Origin of the sequence: Tenacibaculum sp. MEBiC06402, from assembly GCF_049239625.1 — a bacterium.
GTDB lineage: Bacteria > Bacteroidota > Bacteroidia > Flavobacteriales > Flavobacteriaceae > Polaribacter.
Map to the genome: position 1 here is coordinate 232953 of NZ_JBMKKT010000094.1, position 19800 is coordinate 252752.

The window sequence follows — 19800 nt, forward strand, 5'->3', positions numbered from 1 at the left end:
TTAATTGATAACAAATTGATTATGTTCAAATATTATAAATATATCTTATCATTGAAAGGAAAAGGTTATGAGTGTAGAAAAATTCGTTATGAACATGTTTATTACGGGATAACTAAAGGTACGATATAAAAAAACACCCTACTTTTTATTGTTGGGCGTTTTTTAATTTATTGAGTAAAATCTTATTTAGTAACCTTAATCCATTGGCCTTGCGTTCTTGCCAAATAATCGTTATCGTACATGGCTTCACCTTGAACTCCCGGTAAATAATAATCTCCCAAATAAGATGCGTTCATCAACACCTTAAATGTTTTAGATTGATACTTTCTAAGGGTAAAATAGTTACTTACACTTGCGTCTCTTATATCGGTATAATCAACGCTATCAGAGTTTGTATTACTTCCAAAATCAGTAAAACGTGTATTTACAATTTCCCAACCTGATGGAAGATACTGTGTTAACGCAATATTTTCTACATTCTCTTCAGTACTATTTTTAATTGTGATTTGCGCAATAAAGTTGGTTCCCTGAGATAAACTAGATACGTCAATTGGGTTTCCGTTTTTGTCTTTATAGTTTACAGAAATTTCCAAGTTCTTTTGAATTACTTTTTCTTGACCTACTGGTAATATTCCTTTGTTATAAACTCTAACATATAGGACACCTTCAGACTTATTCGAAATTTTAAAAGAGTTTTGATTTTTAACGTCTTTTAAATCCTTAATCACCATAGATTTAGCCGAAGTTATTCCATTTGTATTTGAATTAAATGTATAATCTGCAATAATTCCCTTGTCAGTTCCATTCTTTAATGCATATTGAGCCATTGCTAATAAACCATATGATGTAGTTTGTGTGCTCATCCATCTTGAACTTGATAAACTTTCTGCAATTTCTTTTGCCAACTTAATAGCCTTCACATCATCACCCACTAATGTGTAAGTTTCTAAAGCCATAGCTTTATTTCTTACTTCAGAACCATAATAAGAATAATATCTTTTTGTGTATGATTCTTCAGTTAATGTGCTTAAAACTGACTTTGCTATAGATCCTTTTCCAATAACTGCATACGCAGCAGCAAGCCTTCTTTTTGCTTGATTAGAAATACCTTTAGTTTCTCTTAAACGATTCATAGAAGCTAAATCTGGACTATTAGCTAAACTTAATGTATATAATCTGTAAGCCTGTGCTAAATCATTTTTATAATACTTCTTTGAATCGAATCTCCAATTTCTAGCAGCATTCTTCTGATAATTTATCCACTTCGATTTAAAACCAATTGGCAAAACATAACCTTTCTTTGAAGCTTCAATTAAAAAGTGTCCTGCATAAGAAGTTCCCCAATCATTAGTATAACTTGATCCTGGCCAATAAGATAAACCACCATTAGAGCGCTGGAAACCTGATAAACGTTGAATAGCTGCTTTTACATTTCTATCCATTGATTTTTGCTTCTCTTCTGGCAAATCGAATAAATCATTCAAGTATAACTGTGGAAAAGCTCCTGAAGTTGTTTGCTCTACACAACCATGTGGATAACGAATTAAATACTCTAAACGATCCGTAAAATTCATAGGAGGTAATGTAGAAAGCTCGATACTCGCTGTATTTGTTCCTTTTGTACCAAAAGTTGTAAAGTCTATAGTACTCTCTTCGTTTCCTTTTAAAACAATCTCCTTAACCTCAGTTGTAATAGGATTTGGATTTAACACATCGATTTCAACTTCATAAAATGCTTTTTCTGAACCAGAACTTGCCTCGACTCTCACCTTTCCAATACCTTTAAAATCTTTAACTTTTAAAGTAAAATAAGCCATTTTTTCATCTGGCTGACTGAATGATAAGTTTTGCGTATTACTTCCAACTATTTCATAAGATTCATTTGGTTTAATCTCCACTTTTACATTTTTCACGTTTTCTTTCATTGCGAAAACCGTAACTGGTAATGTAACCGTTTCTTGCGGAGTTATTTTTCGAGGTAATGATGCTAACACCATCACTGGTTTTCTTACAAATGCCGTTTTCTCATCATTTCCGTAGGCCTCATTATTTACATCTGAAGCAATAACCATCGCTCTTACTGAACCCACATAATTTGGAATTTTAACACTATGCGTTTTTACTTCTCCCGAACCTAATTGGAATGGCCCCAAGAACTTTACCATAGGTTTAAAACGATTTGCTTTCTTATTTTTACTTCCAGCTTCAGCTTCATCTCCTCCAATACTCAAAATTTGGTTGACACTTCCTCCATAAGCACCAATAACATCATCAAAAACATCCCAAGTCTTAACTCCTAATGATTGTTTTGCATAAAACGTATGCCATGGGTTTGGTGTTTTAAATCTAGTTAAATCTAGAAGACCTTCATCAACAATTGCCACTGTATAGGTCATAGGTTTTGAGTTTACCTCCTTCACTCTAAAGGTTGCAGTACTCTCTGGTTTTAACTCATCTGCTAACTGAATTTGTGGTTCTAATTTTGTTTTCGGATCATTAACCAAAAGAGGAATCGCACCATACATCCTAATCGGTAAATCGTTTTCAGTTTGAGTATGCTTTTGAAGCAACGAAATATTTACAAACACATTAGGTGTGTAAGTATCTAGAATTGGGAATGTAAAATCTGTTTGTTTATCCTTCGTATCAACCCAAAAATAATCTAAGACTTCAGTTCCGTTTTCTATAGTAAGCAAAGCTCTTGCTCCTTCTGATGATGGAAATTTAATTGTAGCTTTTTCATCGACATTATAAGCATCTTTATCACTTGAGAATACGAGCATCGTCGCATTTGTTTTATCCTGACTTCCTCTTTTCTTTCCATACCAAGATGGCCAGTCAAAATATACTACAGAAGATGTTACGTGGTTACTATTTTTATCTCGAACTTTTATCAGATATCTTCCCCAGTCGTTTTTACTAATTTTTAAATTGAATGAACCTTTACCAGAACTCGTAGTAGTTACTTGTTTCATTGTGTAAGGCGTATGATAAGTAGAACCATCGTAGTATGACAATCCGTTACTAGAGGAATTCCACCACCATCTCCAACTCATTTTATACACTTTAACCTCTAAATTGTTGGCTATTCCCTTTCCTTCTTCATTTACAGCTGCAACGTTGAATGTATAATCTTGATCAGTGAATAAGTAATTTTTAGATTGTTGTTCTTCAGCTTTATTTAAACCAGCATAAGATTTATAAGGAGAAGCTTTTATACTAAATACATCTGTGCTAAAATCGCCACCATTTTCATAAACTTTAGTAATAAAAGTTGCTTTTACCATTCCAGGAACTCTACTTCCTAAATTTGGTTTTTTGGTAAATGATGTCTTTCCTTCATCGTCTAAATTGCCCGAAGCAATTGTACTTGTAGCAGTGTTAAAATTTCGTGTTACATCATCAAACGTATAATTACCAAAGTTCGGGAATTCAGTTTTTGTTTGCGTAAACTTTGACTCAATATCATACTTTAAACCTCTCGCAATTGCACCGTGCAACCATTTTACTTCGATATTTCCATTGATATCCTCTGATGCTCTTACTATTTTGTTATCCGTGTTAAACTTAATCTTTAAACGATTAGGTTTAATTGTTTCAATTTTTAGATTCTTATGAAATTTTGCTGCACCAACATTAACACGTACTCTCCAATTTCCTGTAATAGCATCTTGCTCTGTTTTTGGAGCATAGGTATAAATATTTTGTGCGTTCTTGTAAGTTATATGCTCATCGATTATTTTTCCTTGTGGATTAACTAATTCAAATTTAATAGGATGCCTTTCTGGAATTGGATTGGCCTTATCATTTAAAACGAATGTAAGGAATAGCTGATCGCCTGGCCTCCAAACACCTCTTTCTCCATAAATATATCCTTTAATTCCCTTTTGTAATTTTGAACCTGAAACATCAAACTTACTCATTGAAAGCGCATTCCCGTCATTCAATTTTACATAAGTTGTGCTATTTATATTAGAAACAGCAGCAAAATATGCTCCTTTTACTTGATCAAACTCAGCAATACCATCCGCATTTGAATTACCTGAGGTAATTACTTGTTTCTGCAAATTGATTAACTCTACTTTTGCCCCGCTAATTGGTTTAGCTGTGGTAATATCTGTTACAGCAACAAAAGTCTTGTCATTGTTTCCTTTTTTAACAATTACACCGATATTAGAAGCTAAAATATTAGTACTAATTTTTGTATCTCGGTAGAACGAATTTTTACAAGGATCTTTTCGTTCACTCCAATTATACTCATACTCCTCATCATAATAATAATCATCATAATACGAATAGCTTCTTGCTTTGTCAAACTGCCTAGTATCTACTTCTTTCTTACCAAAAGTAATTGTTTCTTTCTTACTGTCACCGTCGCATGAATAATTTGAATATGCTTTAGGAAATGATAATTCAACGCGATACATAGCTCCATTTTCAACTTCTATAAGCTCAGCTAAATCTACTGCAAAAGCATTTGGTTGAGTTAAATCTAAACCTTGATCTCCAAGATTTACCGTATACTTAGCAGTTGGACGACCTACGTAGCGTAAATCTCCATTATTATTCAAATTATTGTTTTGTAGAAACTGTAAAACATTGTTTTTATAAATTTTATAAACTAAAACATCAACAGCTCTAAGGTTTGTAGCTTTAAAGTTTATTTTTAAGTTATTCGAGTTTGGTAAGATAGTTCCACTCTTTACAAACTTTACCTCAGGCTTTAACTGTGTGAAGTATAAACTACGAACAACATTGTTTTTCAACGTGTATCCTTCGGAGTTCTTTATTCCCTTAAACACTTCGATATCTAATTTTGTTTCTCGCGTGCTAGTAGGATAAACAGTTACCACATTTCCTTTGATATTATAGGTATATACCTGAGTTTTGGTATCAACAAACTGAATTAAGCCTTTTAAGTTCTGTGATTCTTGTAAAACATCTGAAAAGTGAATTTCGATACGTTTTTTACCTGCATCAAATACATCAAAAGATAAGACCTTAAAATTGTTTTTACCAGTAATAAACAATTCTCGTTCTCCTTTAGAATCTGAGTTTACAGCAGCTCCATTCCAAGTTACTTTTAAAGATTTATCTTCATCTCCTCTCTTTAAACTATCAATTTTAAAATTTACTGTTGAAGCAAAATCATCTGTAACATCAAAAGTGATTTCCTTTGAGCTTCCGTCATATTTAGATTTTATAATGTCTGATAGTTTCTTACCATCAACAACATCACTTGCTGTAACTGTTCCTTCAACATAATACCAGTTTTTATCATAAATAGATGGTGATTTTATAGCAACTCCGAAACTTAATGCTTTGGTTTTCAAATAAACTGTAAATGTCTTTAAATCTTTTTCAACATTATTATAAAGTTTATCTAAATGTAAATTCAGAACATACTCTTTATTACTTTCTAATTTCTTTTCAGGAACAAATGAAAGTATATTATCCTCAAGAAGAACTTTCCCTTTAACCTCAGGAGACATTGAAATGACATCATCTAAAACCTTATCGACATCTACTTTTTTATTTAAGTAAAATTTCAGATTTGGAACAACAGAAATTGATTTTTCAGGATAAACACTAATGTAATTCGTATAGGCATTTACATCGCTCTCTACTTTCTCTTTTTTCTTGCAACTGGCAATTGTAACAAGTACAATTAATAGACTAAATAATATTTTTTTCATGGTTAAAGGTTTCTTTTTCTATGAGTTGTTCTTCAAAATTAACAAAATACTCGACAAATAGACGCTAGTTTTAGTATTTTTGTCCACTATTTTACTTACTGTCTTTTAAAAAATTATGTTAGGATTAAAATTTGACACTGAAACGTCATGGGTAGATGTTGCCAGTAATGGATTAGAACAATTATTAACTGATCATGCTTTTGCAGAAATTAAAGCGTCTGGAAATGCTACTTCAATTATTATTAATTATTCAGAAGAAACTGATTTAGTTAAAGATATGAGTGATATTGCCATTGAAGAAATGGAACACTTTAGAATGGTACATGAAGTAATGATTGAAAGAGGAATGGTATTAGGACAAGCTACGAAAAATGATTATGCTCTAAATCTTCAAAAGTTTTTTCCAAAAGTACATGATCGTAAAGAAGCTTTAGTACACCGTTTATTAGTAGCTGCCCTAATTGAAGCTAGAAGTTGTGAGCGTTTTAAAGTTTTTGCTGATAATATGGAAGACGAAAAGTTATCTAAATTTTACACAGATTTAATGATTTCTGAAGCAAACCATTATACGTTATTCTTAGGATATGCCAGAAAGTACATGGACAGAGAAGTTGTAGATAAAAAGTGGAATGCTTTATTGGCTTTTGAGGCTGATATGATGAAAAATAGAGGTACCATTGCTAAAGTGCATGGATAAAGATTATAGTTAGCAGTTAGCAGTTAGCAGTTAGCAAAGAAAATATTATATCTGCATATTGCTTACTAACCAACCCAATACACAAATACAATGTTTAGCAAAGAAGAATCGGCGCGCATACGTAAAGAATTTTGGACTAGTTTTGGAAAATCTTTTCCAAGAAAATGGTTGTTATACAATACAAAAATCAAAGGATTTTCCTTTAAGTTTCAAGCTGACAGAAAAAAGGCATTTGTTTGTTTAGATTTTGAACATCCAGATGAAATTGCTAACGAATTACTTTACGACCAATTACTATCTTTAAGAAAAATATTAGAATCTGAATACTTGCCGGAAGTAATATTTGATGATAATTATCAATTAGAAAGCGGAAAATATATTCGAAGAATATACGTTTTACATGAGAAAAAGTTTAGTATTCATAACAAAAATACCTGGAGAGATTGTTATGAGTTTTTTGTAGAGACTATGACACAATTTGAGTTGTTTTACTATGAATATGAAGACTTTATAAAGCAAGCGATTTAAATCCCCTAGAAATGAAATATTTACAACCTATCTTAATCTTGTCACTTATTTTTATAATAACTTCATGTAGTTCTGATAGTGATAATGCCGGAATCATTGATGATACTAGTAACTCTTCTTCTTACGAAAAAGACATTCTTGAACTTATTAATAATCATAGAAACAGTAAAGGTTTGCCATATCTAAAAGTTTTGAATATTATTAAAACTCAAACTGATAATCATACAGACTATATGATTGCTGATGGTAAAATTTCACATGATAATTTTAGTTCTAGAAGTAACTATCTTCAAACAAATGCTCAAGCAAAAGCAACAGCGGAAAATGTTGCTTCGGGTTATAGTTCAGCTTCATCGGTTGTAAATGGGTGGTTGAACAGCGATGGTCATAGAAAAAATATAGAAGGAAACTATACTCACTTTCACTTAACAGCTAAACAAAGCTCAAATAACAAGTGGTACTACACGAATATTTTTATACGTAAGTAATTATATATCACCTCCACCATTTTTTGTTTTTTGTTTTTACTGATTTTATAATCAACGCCTCAGTAGAAAGAATTTCATGAAAATCATAACTAATACGCTCATATCCTCCAAATCGCCAAGAAGGTCCGTAAGAGTTTTTGATGATAAAACCTTCGTTATCATAGCCAACTATCACAACTGCATGGCCCATATATTTACTGTCTAAATCAGTGGTTTCCATTATTACTTGGTTATTCACTATTTTAGAGTTTAAATCTTTACCAAACAAACCTTTAGCTTGATTATACGTAACATAATTACCTGTAATAGTTTTCACCTTAAAACCTACATTTGGAGTAATTGTATTATATTTTCGTGTTGAAAATCCTTTCCATGCTGGTGCGTACAATACGTATGAAACAGGAATGGCTTTTATTCCATTTCTTAATTGTTGTTTTATGTACTCAACATTTCTAACCTTTTCAGAATTAAGATATTCATATTGATCTAAATAAACGACAGCCTTATCTTTGTAATTAAGTACTAGATTAAAAAAACCAACTTCACCTTCGTATAAATATTTACCAAATTCTGTTTCGGTCATTGGTTGAACCTTTTTATAATCTAATTCATATGGCAAATATTTTTCCTCAATTATACCGTCTTTCTGTAGTGATGGAATATAAAACTCTAATTTATGTCCTCTCGTAATACTTTTATTATTAAACTGATATCCTTTTTGAAAAGCATACAAGTATTTTTCACTTAAATCTTTAGGAACTCCAGGAAACGTTTCAAAAGCAGCGGCAATAGCAAATGCTGTACATGTGAATTTTACACCTTGATTTTTTACTGATGATTGTGAACTAATATGAATAACTGGTAATGAATTTCTAACCGTATTCAGTTTATTGATTTGTGAATTACTTTGAAAAGCTAGCAAGAAGGCGATAAACAAAATTCTAAAATTTCTCATAGGGCATGCATTTTTAATTTTAGTAAATATACCAAAATCCAAAACCAGAAAAGCCCCTTTTTAAAGGGGCTTTTCACTAATTCAAATAAATTAAATTTTCCAATTAAAAAAATGATATACTAAATGGATAATTTGGCTCTTCTTCATTGCTTGCTCTTATGGCGTTCATAATAGGGAAAATGAAATAGAAAATTCCTAATACCAAAAACCCTAATAATCCTAAGCCAAATAATAATATCATAGGTATGCATAATAAAACATACAAGAACATACTAATTCTAAAATTCAAAATTGCTTTTCCATGCTCATCCATACCTTCCACTTCATCTTTCTTTATTGCCCATAATATTAATGGAACCAAAAATCCACCAATACCAGAAACTAAATCTAATAATTGACTTAAATGTGTAATTACAAGTAACTGTTTATCTTTTCGCATTTTTTTAATGATTAGTTATACTTAATAGACTGTTAACCGCCAATTTTGTTACAGTAATTGGATTATTTTGACACTTTTTAACAATAAAAAGTCATTAAATATGAAAAAACATATTAATACCCTATCTATAACAAGAATCATTTTACTGCTATAGCTGAACAACTCTTCATTATATTTGCAAAAAATATTCGATTTGCAAACAAACGTTAACGATACTATTATTGCTTTGGCTACTCCATCTGGAGTTGGTGCTATCTCTGTAATTAGACTTTCTGGAGAAAATGCTATTAAAATTGTTAGTCAATTTTTTAAGTCTGTTCGAAAAAACAAATCTTTATTAGACCAGAAAACACATACCGTTCATCTAGGTCATATCGTGGAAAATGAACGCATTATTGATGAAGTTTTAGTTTCGGTTTTTAAAAATCCAAATTCATATACAGGAGAAAACGTCGCAGAAATATCCTGTCATGGATCTGTATTTATTCAACAAGAAATTTTGCAATTGTTCTTACGTAACGGATGTAGAATGGCAGATAATGGAGAATTTACGATGCGTGCTTTCTTAAATGGTAAAATGGATTTAAGTCAGGCCGAAGCTGTTGCTGATGTTATTGCTTCTAATTCTGAAGCTTCGCATCAAATGGCAATTCAACAAATGCGAGGTGGAATTACCAATGAATTAAAAGAGTTACGTGGACAATTATTAGATTTTGCAGCATTAATCGAATTAGAGTTAGATTTTTCAGGTGAAGATGTTGAATTTGCGGATAGAACAAAGTTTAATGCTTTAGTCGATAAAATTTCATCTGTATTAAAACGATTAATTGACAGTTTTGCTTTTGGAAATGCCATGAAAAACGGGATTCCTGTTGCTATTATTGGTGAACCTAATGTTGGTAAATCTACCTTGTTAAATGCATTATTAAACGAAGAAAAAGCGATTGTATCTGATATTGCAGGAACAACTCGTGATGCTATTGAAGATGAATTAATTATAGATGGTGTTGCTTTCCGTTTTATTGATACCGCAGGAATTAGAGAAACCGAGGACGTTGTAGAAAGTATTGGAATTCAAAAAGCTTACGAAAAAGCTGATAATGCACAATTAGTTATTTATTTGTTTGATACTTCTAAGAAAGAAAAACGCGAAAAAATTAAGGAAGAGTTAGTAATTGTTCAAAAACGATTCGAACATAAACGATTATTAGTTATTGCTAATAAAATTGATTCTTTATCTGAAACCGAAATTGAAGAATTAAAGAATACGATTCCAAACGCTTTATTACTTTCTGCTAAGCAAAAAATTGGTGTTGATACTTTAAAAAGTGAGTTGACATCTTTAGTTAATAAAGGGGCTTTGAGTAATAACGAAACTATTGTTACCAATTCTCGTCACTTTGAAGCATTAAACAATGCTTTAGAAAGTATCAATTCTGTTGCCAATGGAATTGAACTGGGAATTTCATCAGATTTATTTGCTATTGATATTCGTGAATGTTTACGTCATCTAGGTAACATCACAGGAGAATACGACGTTGACAAAGATATTCTAGGTCATATTTTCTCTAACTTTTGTATTGGGAAGTAAATCTACAAACTTATTACTGAATACTAAGTTCAGTAAATGTATTGGGAATAATAACGTTATATAACACTAAAAAGATAGCTCGGAAATAATTTCTGAGCTATTATAAATTGTATACAATATTAAGTTATGATGTTGCACGGATTATAAATCCGCGCTATCGGGATATATTTAACTTATCTATTAATAAATCTCACAAAAACTATTCTCTATTTATTGTTTAAAAAGACTTACAACCGAATTGATTTTTGGTTTCCATTCTTTTATTTTTAAAAGAATAAATACAAGTTCAATTGAAGAAATTATTCCAGTATAATAAAATAAGTTTTTTAAACCATGGGTTGAATTATATAACAATTCAACCATATACAGAAAAATAGTAAATATCCACACCTTACTTAAGAAAGTACTTGGCACCTCAATTTTTTTGAACTTAATAAAAGTTATAATTAAGGGAATAAGTTTTATTACAAGAAGTCGTGGAAATATATTGTATAAATTTAAAACATTCTCTTGTTTAATTGTTAAAACTGTAATTGAAAGAAATATCCAAAATAGATAATTAGATACTATATTGTAAATATTAGACTCTCTATCTTCCTTGTATGTTATATAAACTCCCAAAAGTATCAATACAGACGAAATTATACTGTATAAATTTGTTGTGATTTTATATTCATAAACACAAAATATAATTCCAAATAAAATTATTCTTGAGATAAGGTTTTTCATTTTTATTATTAATTAGTTCTTTTTAAATTACTAGTTAGATCCGTACTCTTATTTTTTCTTCTTATTGTTCCCCCTATCCCGCCAGTTTGTACCTTGTGGTAATTATTAATCTTCTTTATATTGATATCGCAAAACCCAAATCATCAGTTCTTAATATTGAATGATCTCCACTAAAATTTCTAGCACTTGAATATTTCCAATCTATTGGATTGCTAACAAAACCACTTACAACAGGGTTTAAATGAATATAATTTATCTTTTGTTTAATGTCTTCATTGCTCCAAAGTTCTATAGGTTTATTATGATGCTGCCAAAATTGATAGTTTCGAATATTTGATTGTTTGCTTCCAGCACGTTTGAACATCCATAATAACCATTCTTTTCTACTTTCTTGTGGATTATCTATTATGCCTTGTATCAGTTTTTTTGAAGTGTGCTTTTTAAAATCTCTTAATAATTCTGATGGTTTTCCTTCGGAAGAACGAAAAATAAAATGGATATGATTTGGCATAATACAGTATACAAACAATTGTGAACCTTTTTCTTTTTTACAATATTCTATACTATCAACTAGTATATCAAAATAATTTTGACGTGTAAATACATCTATCCAATATACAGTTGCAAAACTAACAAAGTATAATCCTTGTTTATTATGAAATTTATAATTTCTACTCATAGCAATACCAAAATAAAAAAACCACGCTATCTAAACAAATAACATGGTTATATATTATAGCATATTTCTAATTGCTTACTCATACTCGCCACTAGTTACAAACTGGCGGGAGCAAGGGCTATCTGCTCATTCTTTATTAGTTTCAAATGAATTTCTAGTAAAGAGAATAAACCCTGTCTTATTTTTTCCTATAATCTTTGCATTTAAATAAGACTTTTCTATTTTAATAATTTTAGGTTTATCTTCTATTAACTCAATTAATCTATGCTCACTAGAGCAACTAGACAACAAAATGCATATTATAAAAAGTAAAGTACTATTTTTCATATTTTTTATTTCTTCGCTAAATATAGGAACGGTATTGTCAATAAAAGTACAATTAAAATAATAATTAAATTATTCAACAACTTATTCTTTAATAAATTCCTATAAATAAGGAACCCTAAAAATAACGTATAGATAAAACCGGCTACATAGTAATTGAGTATATCAAACATTTCAATTAATAAAAAAAGAAACATTAAATTAATATTCGAATTTAAACTATTTAGTTCTTTAATATTATATAGAACAAATATGTTAACAATTATAAAAGATAAAATAAATAGCCACTTCTTCTTATTATTAAATTTTAATAAAATACTTTTTAAATTTTTCATTCTAAAATTATTCTTTATTATTTTCTTTCTCCTGTTTTTTTAAAGCTTGCTTAGCCCACTCCTCTATTGTCTTTAAAATTTTGTTTGCAGCTTCAGGTCCTTTCTTCTGCAACTCTGTAAAAAATTTCAATAATTGTTTTTCATAAAACTTTGTTTTTTTCTGACCAAAACCATCTTTACCTAGTCCTACTTGAACTCCTGTTGCTGAATATATCAAAGCTACAACAAAACCATTTGAATTTGGACCTAGTGGCCCATATGTAGGTAAATTTTTATAATTTCCATCATCATCTTGTTCACTAAAATATTTAAAAAAACCTAGAATTCCCTTCTCCATTCTATTGTTAGTATTATCAAGTTTAGGCTCAATCAAAAGAGCACCACTTACATAACCTCTTCCATTTTTAAAATATTTAGGGTTAAATTTCTTAATACTTGGAGTTCCAGTTTTTCTTCCTTTTGATGGGCCAGTTAACTCAATTATTACATCAATTTTCTCTGTTTTTACTCTAATAAATGCATGTTTGCCAATTCCTGATGATCTTGCTAGACCTATATTTTCATTATAAACCCAAATTGAATCCCCCTTAATTTCTTTAAAAAAAACAGGATTATTCTTGGTAAAATGATAGGGACTATCTTGATAATATTTTTCAGAAAACCTATCTGATTTGTAAAACCTCCCTAATGCGGGATCATAATCCCTCCATTGATAAGCTATCGAATTTTTACCGGATTCTTCCTCAAATTCCTCATTAGCAAAACCTTTTTTCTGTGCATTACTATTTCCTATACTCAAAGTATTATTATTGTATCCTTGATGGGTCAGACCATATGGATAATAATTTTTTTCTTCAACTATCTCAGTGCTTGATGAAATTATACCATCGTTATTATTATCAGTATAACTTAAACGGATATTTCCTAAATGATCTTTGTATTGGTAAACATAATCAAAATTTCCATTATTATCAACCTGAACATAACCTTCTGCTTGGTTAAAAAATTGTAATGTTTTTGTTCCTGTTCCACTTTTTTCATACACAAAGCCTTCAGCATAATCAGTAACAACATCATCTACAATTTTTCTTACTTTATTTCCTGATGCATCGTATTTATAGTTGATATACTTTCCTCCAATTACTACTCTTTTAGGTAAGTTTAAATGGTTATATAATATATCATAATTAATACCTTTATTATAATCTTTAAGCATATTTCCGTTTACATCGTAAAAATACTCAGTAGTTGCATTAGAACCATTTTTAAATCCAAAAGTACTACTTCCTGAAGATGTTTCTTGTACTCTTGTTAATTTGTTACTTCTACTTGCATAGGTGTACACCAAATCGTCCATCAATCCAAAACTTGTTGCACTTGAATTTCTATGACCTCTACGTTGTAATCGGGTTATATTTCCATTCTTATCATATTTCACAGTGGGCAAACTGTACTTATTTGCATTATCTGTAGCTTTAACAATCCTATTTAAATCATCATAATCGTACTTATACCATCTTAATTGATTATCATTTTTTGTACGCCATTCTGTTTCTGAGATATTTCCGTTATATAATTTAGTAGCGCTATGTAATGTGTTATTGTAATTAATTTTGAAAGCAAATAAATCATTTCCTAAACTTGCCGTATTGTTAATCTGCTCTAACCAGCCTCTAATATTATAGGTATAATCAACAGTTTGTAATCTGCTTTGATTGGTCTTTCCTCCAACACCTTTACTAATCAATTGACCTAAATCATCATAAGTATTGTATACCAATACTTCTTCTGCTTGACTTCCTATTTTTTGAGTTTGTTTTTTAAGCCTATTTGCATGATCGTATTCAAACTTATCAACTATGGTAATTGTAGGTAAATTATCATCTGTTTTGGTGTGGGTTGTTGTCGTTTCCAAAACTTTACCAGAAAAATCTAATTTACTTTTTAATATTGTTGTACTCGACAAATAGTCATTTTTAGTATACACATAAATAGGTCGTGCTTTTTCATCAAAATAACTTACTGTGGTAGTCCAGTTGTTCGTTTCTAATATTCGTACACGAGAACCTGTAGCTAAGCCTTTTACATTTGTAATGGAATTAACACCATATACGTTACTTACAGAGGTTCCAGTTCCTGCTCTGTTAAAATTGTAATTATCATAATAATTAACCGTTAAAACTTCTAAACTAGTACTAGGGAAGTCACTATAACTATAATAAATTCCTAAGCCTCCACTTGAGGTTAGCTTTGTTTCATATAATTCAGCATCTGTATTGTTTGTAGCATTTACATGAGTTTGCATCTGAGTTTGTGTAAGCAAACTTCCATGCGTATAAATCCCTGTATAAACTACCCTTCCTAAAATATCATATTTGGTAAAGTTCCATTTCTTCGAAGGCCTTTGTAAACCATCTTGTGTTAAAATAGGACGATCTAGAATATCGTAAACTATATATTCCCAATCTTTACCTGCTATTTTCTTTTGCACTAATCGGTTACGATAATCATATCTGTACTGGTAACATAACTCATTTAACTCAACAGAATCTGGTTTAGCAGAATGAGGTTCAGCTTTTGGAGAAAGAACATAAGTTAAATTCCCAAAATCATCATACACATAATAAGTATCATGAGCTACATTATTATTATAAGTACGTTTTAAAACAACTTGACCTTGCTTGTTTTTAAACTCTTCTGTTGTATGATTCTTAGTTGTTCCACTATGATTTTCGTCTTTAGTAATGGTTTTTGTTAGTTCACCAGCTTCATAATAACCGTAATTATTAGAAGACGCAGTATTTAACTGTAACGTTGGTACGTACGTATTACTCGAAACTGTTGTTGTTACATAATACTCTCTAACCTCTGTACCATGATTTGTTTGGTATTCAAACTTGATTTCATGTCCACCTCCCATTCTCCAATCATATCCAGGTGCAGCTTGTTTAATAATTCTATTTAAGGGCGAATTGTCAAAAGCTTTTTCTGAGTATGGGTTTGGTACAGATGAATTTATGTCACTTGTATATTTATTTTTATAATAATTATCACTAGCTGTGGCTGCTCCTGTTTTAAAGTAACCATCATTAGCTGTTGAAGCATAAGGTAAATGACCTTTAACAGCTCTACCCAACTCATCATATCCTACATGAGTAACAATATCTTTTTCATTACTACTTTGCTTAATGGCTATACTTTGCTTAGTTCTTCCTAATCCATCATAATAAACTACACTTTTTATAGCATCTTTATTTTGAGTAAGCTGAGTAATAGTAGTAACCGCTTTCTGAGGAACTATTTTATAAACATAATTTTCATTACTTAATCCTGCTCCAGCTGGACACCCATTCGATGTTCCACCTCCATTGGTTGTAGGACACTGGTCACTATTATTACTTACATAACCAGAGGGTTGTGTACATTGAACTTTAGTAGTGTTTGGGTCTCCTAAACCATCACCATCAGTATCTGCATACCAAGTACTTCCTCCGATTGTTCCTAAAGTAACTTGTATAGAAGAAGAACCAGTACTCCATTGTCCATCTGAATTTCTAGCTCGTAAATAGTATCTTCCCGAGCTTGTTACTGAATATGTCGCATTAGAATTAGATGTGCTTGTACCTGAACTATTTGTTCCTTGCCAGTACCATGTATCTCCTGATGGAGGATTTCCTTTACTTAAGGTAGCACTTGTACAGTTTTGAGTTTGAACTATAGGGTCAGAAGGTATAGAGGGACCAGAGGCACCATTTACATTAATAGGCTTCATTGTTTCCATAGTACCACTACTTGAACTTGTTGCTGTATAAGTAATTAATTGAATACCTACTGTAGTCCATTTTATGGTAATATTTGTGTCTGATTGACTTAAAATACTACCTCCATTTACAGACCAAGCCCCCGTGTAGATAGTAACTCCAGATGCGGAAATTGAATAATTTTCTGTATCATTTACATTCACATTATGTTCTCCAACAATAGTGATAGAACCTGTTTGATCTCCTCCATCAGGAGAACCAAATTGAGCATTACTAATTATTGTAAATAGCAATGCAATAACTATTGTTATATAAAATTTTATCCTTTTCATAGTCTATTAATTTTTATAACGATATTGATTTTCTTCTAAAATATTTCCGTCTTTATCCTTTACTTGTTTTAAACGATTAAAATCATCATAAACATAAAACATCGTATATCCTCTAGCATCTGTAACACTAGTTAAACCTAATAATCTATCATAAGTATATGTAGTAACTTGAGCCGTTGTGCTAGCAAAAGCGTTTCTTAAAGCTGTTAGTTTAGTTCTTAATTGATCTTCTGTACTGGAAGATACATCTGAATTAGATGCTGAAATAGCATCGTTAATTGCTGCTAATTGGGTAGAATTAATACTAGTATATCCTTTTATTTCTGCAATAGGCATTGAACCTTCATAACCCCATACATAATAAATTTTAGCATCATTCTTCTTGCTTATTTCCTTCGGGTTTCCTTTACCAGTATAAGTATGATAAATAACTCTATCTTCAAGAGCGGCTGTCCCTTTACTTGCTTTAACAATGTGAGGTTTATAAATACCGTTTCCGTAATCTTTATAGGTCGTATTTTGAGTACTCAATTTAGTAGTTGTTGAACCTACTTTCTTTGATACTTCAACTTGCAAAGGTTCTGCAATTCTATTTTCACTAATTAACCTACTGTTGTTAAGTTCATGTGCATATTTTGTGGTTGTAATAATCGTTTCTCCTTTACTATTTGTTACAAATTGCCTTGTTGGTAATTTATGAGAAACATTATCATAAAACTTCTCAGTTGTTGAAATAATATTTCCATTGGTATTAATTATAGTATTAGTGGTTTTATTATCAACAAACCAACGAGAAAACATCTGGTATTCCTGAACCGAGCAATAAGTTGAGCCATTTCCTCCTACAATTACATTACTACAATTTGTTGCGTAACCTGAAACCGATTTATCACTATTTAAGAAACTATAATCGTAAACTGTTTCAGAAACTCTGTTATTTGATTTATCATAACCTTCTTCTTTCCATAACATTCCATTACTGTAATCTTCAAGTGAATTAGGAACTACAACCGAGGCACCACCACTATGCGCATAACCTTGAAATGAGCCTCCAATTAAATTAACACCATAATTCCTAAAGTATCTTTTGGTGTGATACGAATTACTACCATTTTTAAATGTTTCTTTAACATTAGTATATAAAACATGTGAGTTTTTACTAAGTGCTAATGTATTTTGAACGGCAGAATTAAGTTTATTAAAGTTATATGGAAAATAGTTATTGTTTTTAGGATAGTAATACAGGACATTATCTTGGTAATTAAACTCATGATAGCTTCCTAGAACATCACCGCTTGAAGTATTACTATCATCAAATTTCTGATAACTATATTCTTTTGTGATAGGTAAAAATCCGCTTTCACTATAACTTTTAGTTGACGCTATTCTTACTCCTCCAAAATACTTATGTTTAACATAGGTATTTTGTTCTTTACTGCTTCTAATTACAATGCCCCATGTAGTATTACTGTAATTATAGAGACTTACTCTAAAACGAAACGTTTTATTTGGTAATTGAAGATTGTCTAAAAATGAAACTGTTTCATCTAAATTATCTCCTAATCTGTCTAAAGTTTTCGTATAATAAACTATTCCGCTAGTATCTACTAATTCCACTAAAGGTTTATTCCATCTTGAAGGTAAGGCTCCATCAAAGTTGTTTAAGATTATATCCTCAATAACAAAAGGTTCATTGTTTAAGGTAAAGGTATTAGTGTAATGTGTTTGATTACCTAATGGAGATGCATTTTCTAAAACAGTAAAATCAACATCTATCCACTTCTTCTCATAAGAGTTATAATGAGCTTCATTTGGTTCGAAAGCAAATTCTGTATATCCTTTTGTCGGGTAAATAATTTTCTTGATATTTCCTGTATTAAGTTTATTGACGTTAATATCTCTATTAGCTCCAGCATAATCAGCTACTCTCAGGCAAGATCTTGTAGGTGATATTGAACAACTATTTATAGGTATAACATATTTACCAGATGGTATTAATTGACTATTTGCATAACCATTATAGTATCCAAAATGATCTTGTGAGAAATTTCCTTTAGCTGGAAACTCTTCTTTATTTTCATACTCAAACTGATACCAAATCTCCAATACATTTAGCTTACTTACTTTTGTGATATTATCTAAAAACAAGCGTTTTTTACCAGTTAAACTGTAATTGAAAACAAATTCTTCTATCTTTTCACTCGGATTACTAACTTTAATTTTAGTTAGTTTCTTTCCTAAATTACTGTTGCTAGTATCTTTATTAGCATAGAAAAATTCAACTGAAGAACTATTAAATGTAATCTTTTTTAAGTCTCTTTTTACATAAGCATTACTGATACTTGAACTTTGTAAGTTAGCTGGAACTCCGTCTAAATGATATCCTTCTGCTAGATGAATCCATTGTGATCCTACATATGATTCTTGATAGGTATATCCAGTATGATATTCATAATTTATTACCCCATTATTATAAGGTAAAATAATACTATCCAGTTTCCATGATGATATATAACCCGCAGTTAAACATGGATTAACACCAAATCCACCACCTCCAACAGTACTAGTATTAGTCTCGATAGTGTTAAAAATATATTGAGTACCACTTGTATCTGTAATTTTAAAGCCTGATTGAAGCGTATAGTCATTATAGAAATCAATCTTAAAATTCTCAGTATTTGGAATTAAAACAGGTTGTTTGTTCTCATTAAAAACAAACTTAGCAGATTGTCCTGATGGCAATGAAAAATTAAACTCATCCGGTCGTGCATCTACACAACCATTTTTCATCCAGCTCTTTTGTGTGTCGGTTAGCTGTAAATTATCAAAGTTCAAATTCTGACTTGAATTAAACCAACCAGAAATATTATTAGCAGTGTCTTCGTCTGGTCTTCCGTTTACAATACGGTCAATACTACCACTTCCATTAGTTAAAGACCATTTTAAACCTGTTAAACCATCAGAATCATTCACCTTAACACCTCCTGCGTGGTACGATAAACTTATTGGTAAGTTAATACCTCCCGCATTAAAACTATATAACGGAACGCTAATGTTAGGAACTCCTGTAGCATAACTAATTGGTACACTACCATACTCTATCATTTTCATTGCCTCTGGTGCTGGTGGAATAATATCTGGTAAATTAGATATATTATCCTGACCAAAAGACAAAGAAACACTAAGCATTAAACTAATGCTCAACACTAATTTTCTCATAAGATTTATTGAATTTTAGCAATTTAT

The 19800-nt window shown here is 30.7% G+C and carries 10 protein-coding genes; 4 read left to right on the forward strand and 6 right to left on the reverse strand.

Annotated elements, in window-relative coordinates; genetic code table 11:
- Window positions 1–182: 182 nt before the first annotated feature.
- Window positions 183–5696 (reverse strand): alpha-2-macroglobulin family protein, encoded by a 5514-nt coding sequence (locus tag ACOSP6_RS08015; RefSeq protein WP_422093532.1) that lies wholly within the window; start codon window positions 5694–5696, stop codon window positions 183–185.
- Window positions 5697–5811: 115 nt separating this feature from the next.
- Between ACOSP6_RS08015 and ACOSP6_RS08020 the strand changes: the two genes are divergently transcribed.
- The 3 genes from ACOSP6_RS08020 to ACOSP6_RS08030 all read left to right on the forward strand — a co-directional run bounded on the left by ACOSP6_RS08020 (window position 5812) and on the right by ACOSP6_RS08030 (window position 7409).
- Complete coding sequence (locus ACOSP6_RS08020) at window positions 5812–6393, forward strand: tRNA-(ms[2]io[6]A)-hydroxylase (protein ID WP_422093531.1); 582 nt, start codon at window positions 5812–5814, stop codon at window positions 6391–6393.
- Between the two features lie 90 nt (window positions 6394–6483).
- A complete protein-coding gene (locus ACOSP6_RS08025; protein ID WP_422093530.1) occupies window positions 6484–6921 on the forward strand; it encodes a DUF4268 domain-containing protein in 438 nt (145 codons plus the stop codon).
- A gap of 11 nt (window positions 6922–6932) precedes the next feature.
- On the forward strand, window positions 6933–7409 hold the full coding sequence (locus ACOSP6_RS08030; RefSeq protein WP_422093529.1) for a CAP domain-containing protein: 477 nt from the start codon (window positions 6933–6935) through the stop codon (window positions 7407–7409).
- A 7-nt stretch (window positions 7410–7416) separates the two neighbouring features.
- On the opposite strand, the gene ACOSP6_RS08035 is transcribed toward ACOSP6_RS08030, so the two are convergent.
- Window positions 7417–8364: a C1 family peptidase gene (locus tag ACOSP6_RS08035; RefSeq protein ID WP_422093528.1), complete on the reverse strand. Its 948-nt coding sequence runs from the start codon at window positions 8362–8364 to the stop codon at window positions 7417–7419.
- Window positions 8365–8467: 103 nt separating this feature from the next.
- Complete coding sequence (locus ACOSP6_RS08040; RefSeq protein ID WP_422093527.1) at window positions 8468–8803, reverse strand: DUF4870 domain-containing protein; 336 nt, start codon at window positions 8801–8803, stop codon at window positions 8468–8470.
- Window positions 8804–8996: 193 nt separating this feature from the next.
- Between ACOSP6_RS08040 and mnmE the strand changes: the two genes are divergently transcribed.
- Entirely contained in the window at window positions 8997–10394 is a 1398-nt protein-coding gene (gene mnmE / locus ACOSP6_RS08045; protein ID WP_422093526.1) for a tRNA uridine-5-carboxymethylaminomethyl(34) synthesis GTPase MnmE, read from the forward strand.
- Window positions 10395–11238: 844 nt separating this feature from the next.
- Here the strand turns inward: mnmE and ACOSP6_RS08050 are convergent.
- From ACOSP6_RS08050 to ACOSP6_RS08060, 3 genes are all read right to left on the reverse strand, one after another.
- Window positions 11239–11802, reverse strand: coding sequence for an REP-associated tyrosine transposase (locus tag ACOSP6_RS08050; RefSeq protein WP_422093525.1), 564 nt, complete (start codon window positions 11800–11802; stop codon window positions 11239–11241).
- A gap of 666 nt (window positions 11803–12468) precedes the next feature.
- Window positions 12469–16554, reverse strand: coding sequence for a DUF6443 domain-containing protein (locus ACOSP6_RS08055; RefSeq protein WP_422093524.1), 4086 nt, complete (start codon window positions 16552–16554; stop codon window positions 12469–12471).
- 6 nt (window positions 16555–16560) lie between these two features.
- The gene (locus ACOSP6_RS08060; RefSeq protein WP_422093523.1) at window positions 16561–19773 is read right to left on the reverse strand and encodes an RHS repeat domain-containing protein; all 3213 of its coding nucleotides are present in this window, start codon (window positions 19771–19773) and stop codon (window positions 16561–16563) included.
- Between the last annotated feature and the right edge of the window lie 27 nt (window positions 19774–19800).

Bases quoted from the DNA above. Each gene is read 5' to 3' on its own strand.
- ACOSP6_RS08015 (WP_422093532.1), bottom strand. From the start codon at position 5,696: ATGAAAAAAATATTATTTAGTCTATTAATTGTACTTGTTACAATTGCC.
- ACOSP6_RS08020 (WP_422093531.1), top strand. From the start codon at position 5,812: ATGTTAGGATTAAAATTTGACACTGAAACGTCATGGGTAGATGTTGCC.
- ACOSP6_RS08025 (WP_422093530.1), top strand. From the start codon at position 6,484: ATGTTTAGCAAAGAAGAATCGGCGCGCATACGTAAAGAATTTTGGACT.
- ACOSP6_RS08030 (WP_422093529.1), top strand. From the start codon at position 6,933: ATGAAATATTTACAACCTATCTTAATCTTGTCACTTATTTTTATAATA.
- ACOSP6_RS08035 (WP_422093528.1), bottom strand. From the start codon at position 8,364: ATGAGAAATTTTAGAATTTTGTTTATCGCCTTCTTGCTAGCTTTTCAA.
- ACOSP6_RS08040 (WP_422093527.1), bottom strand. From the start codon at position 8,803: ATGCGAAAAGATAAACAGTTACTTGTAATTACACATTTAAGTCAATTA.
- ACOSP6_RS08050 (WP_422093525.1), bottom strand. From the start codon at position 11,802: ATGAGTAGAAATTATAAATTTCATAATAAACAAGGATTATACTTTGTT.
- ACOSP6_RS08055 (WP_422093524.1), bottom strand. From the start codon at position 16,554: ATGAAAAGGATAAAATTTTATATAACAATAGTTATTGCATTGCTATTT.
- ACOSP6_RS08060 (WP_422093523.1), bottom strand. From the start codon at position 19,773: ATGAGAAAATTAGTGTTGAGCATTAGTTTAATGCTTAGTGTTTCTTTG.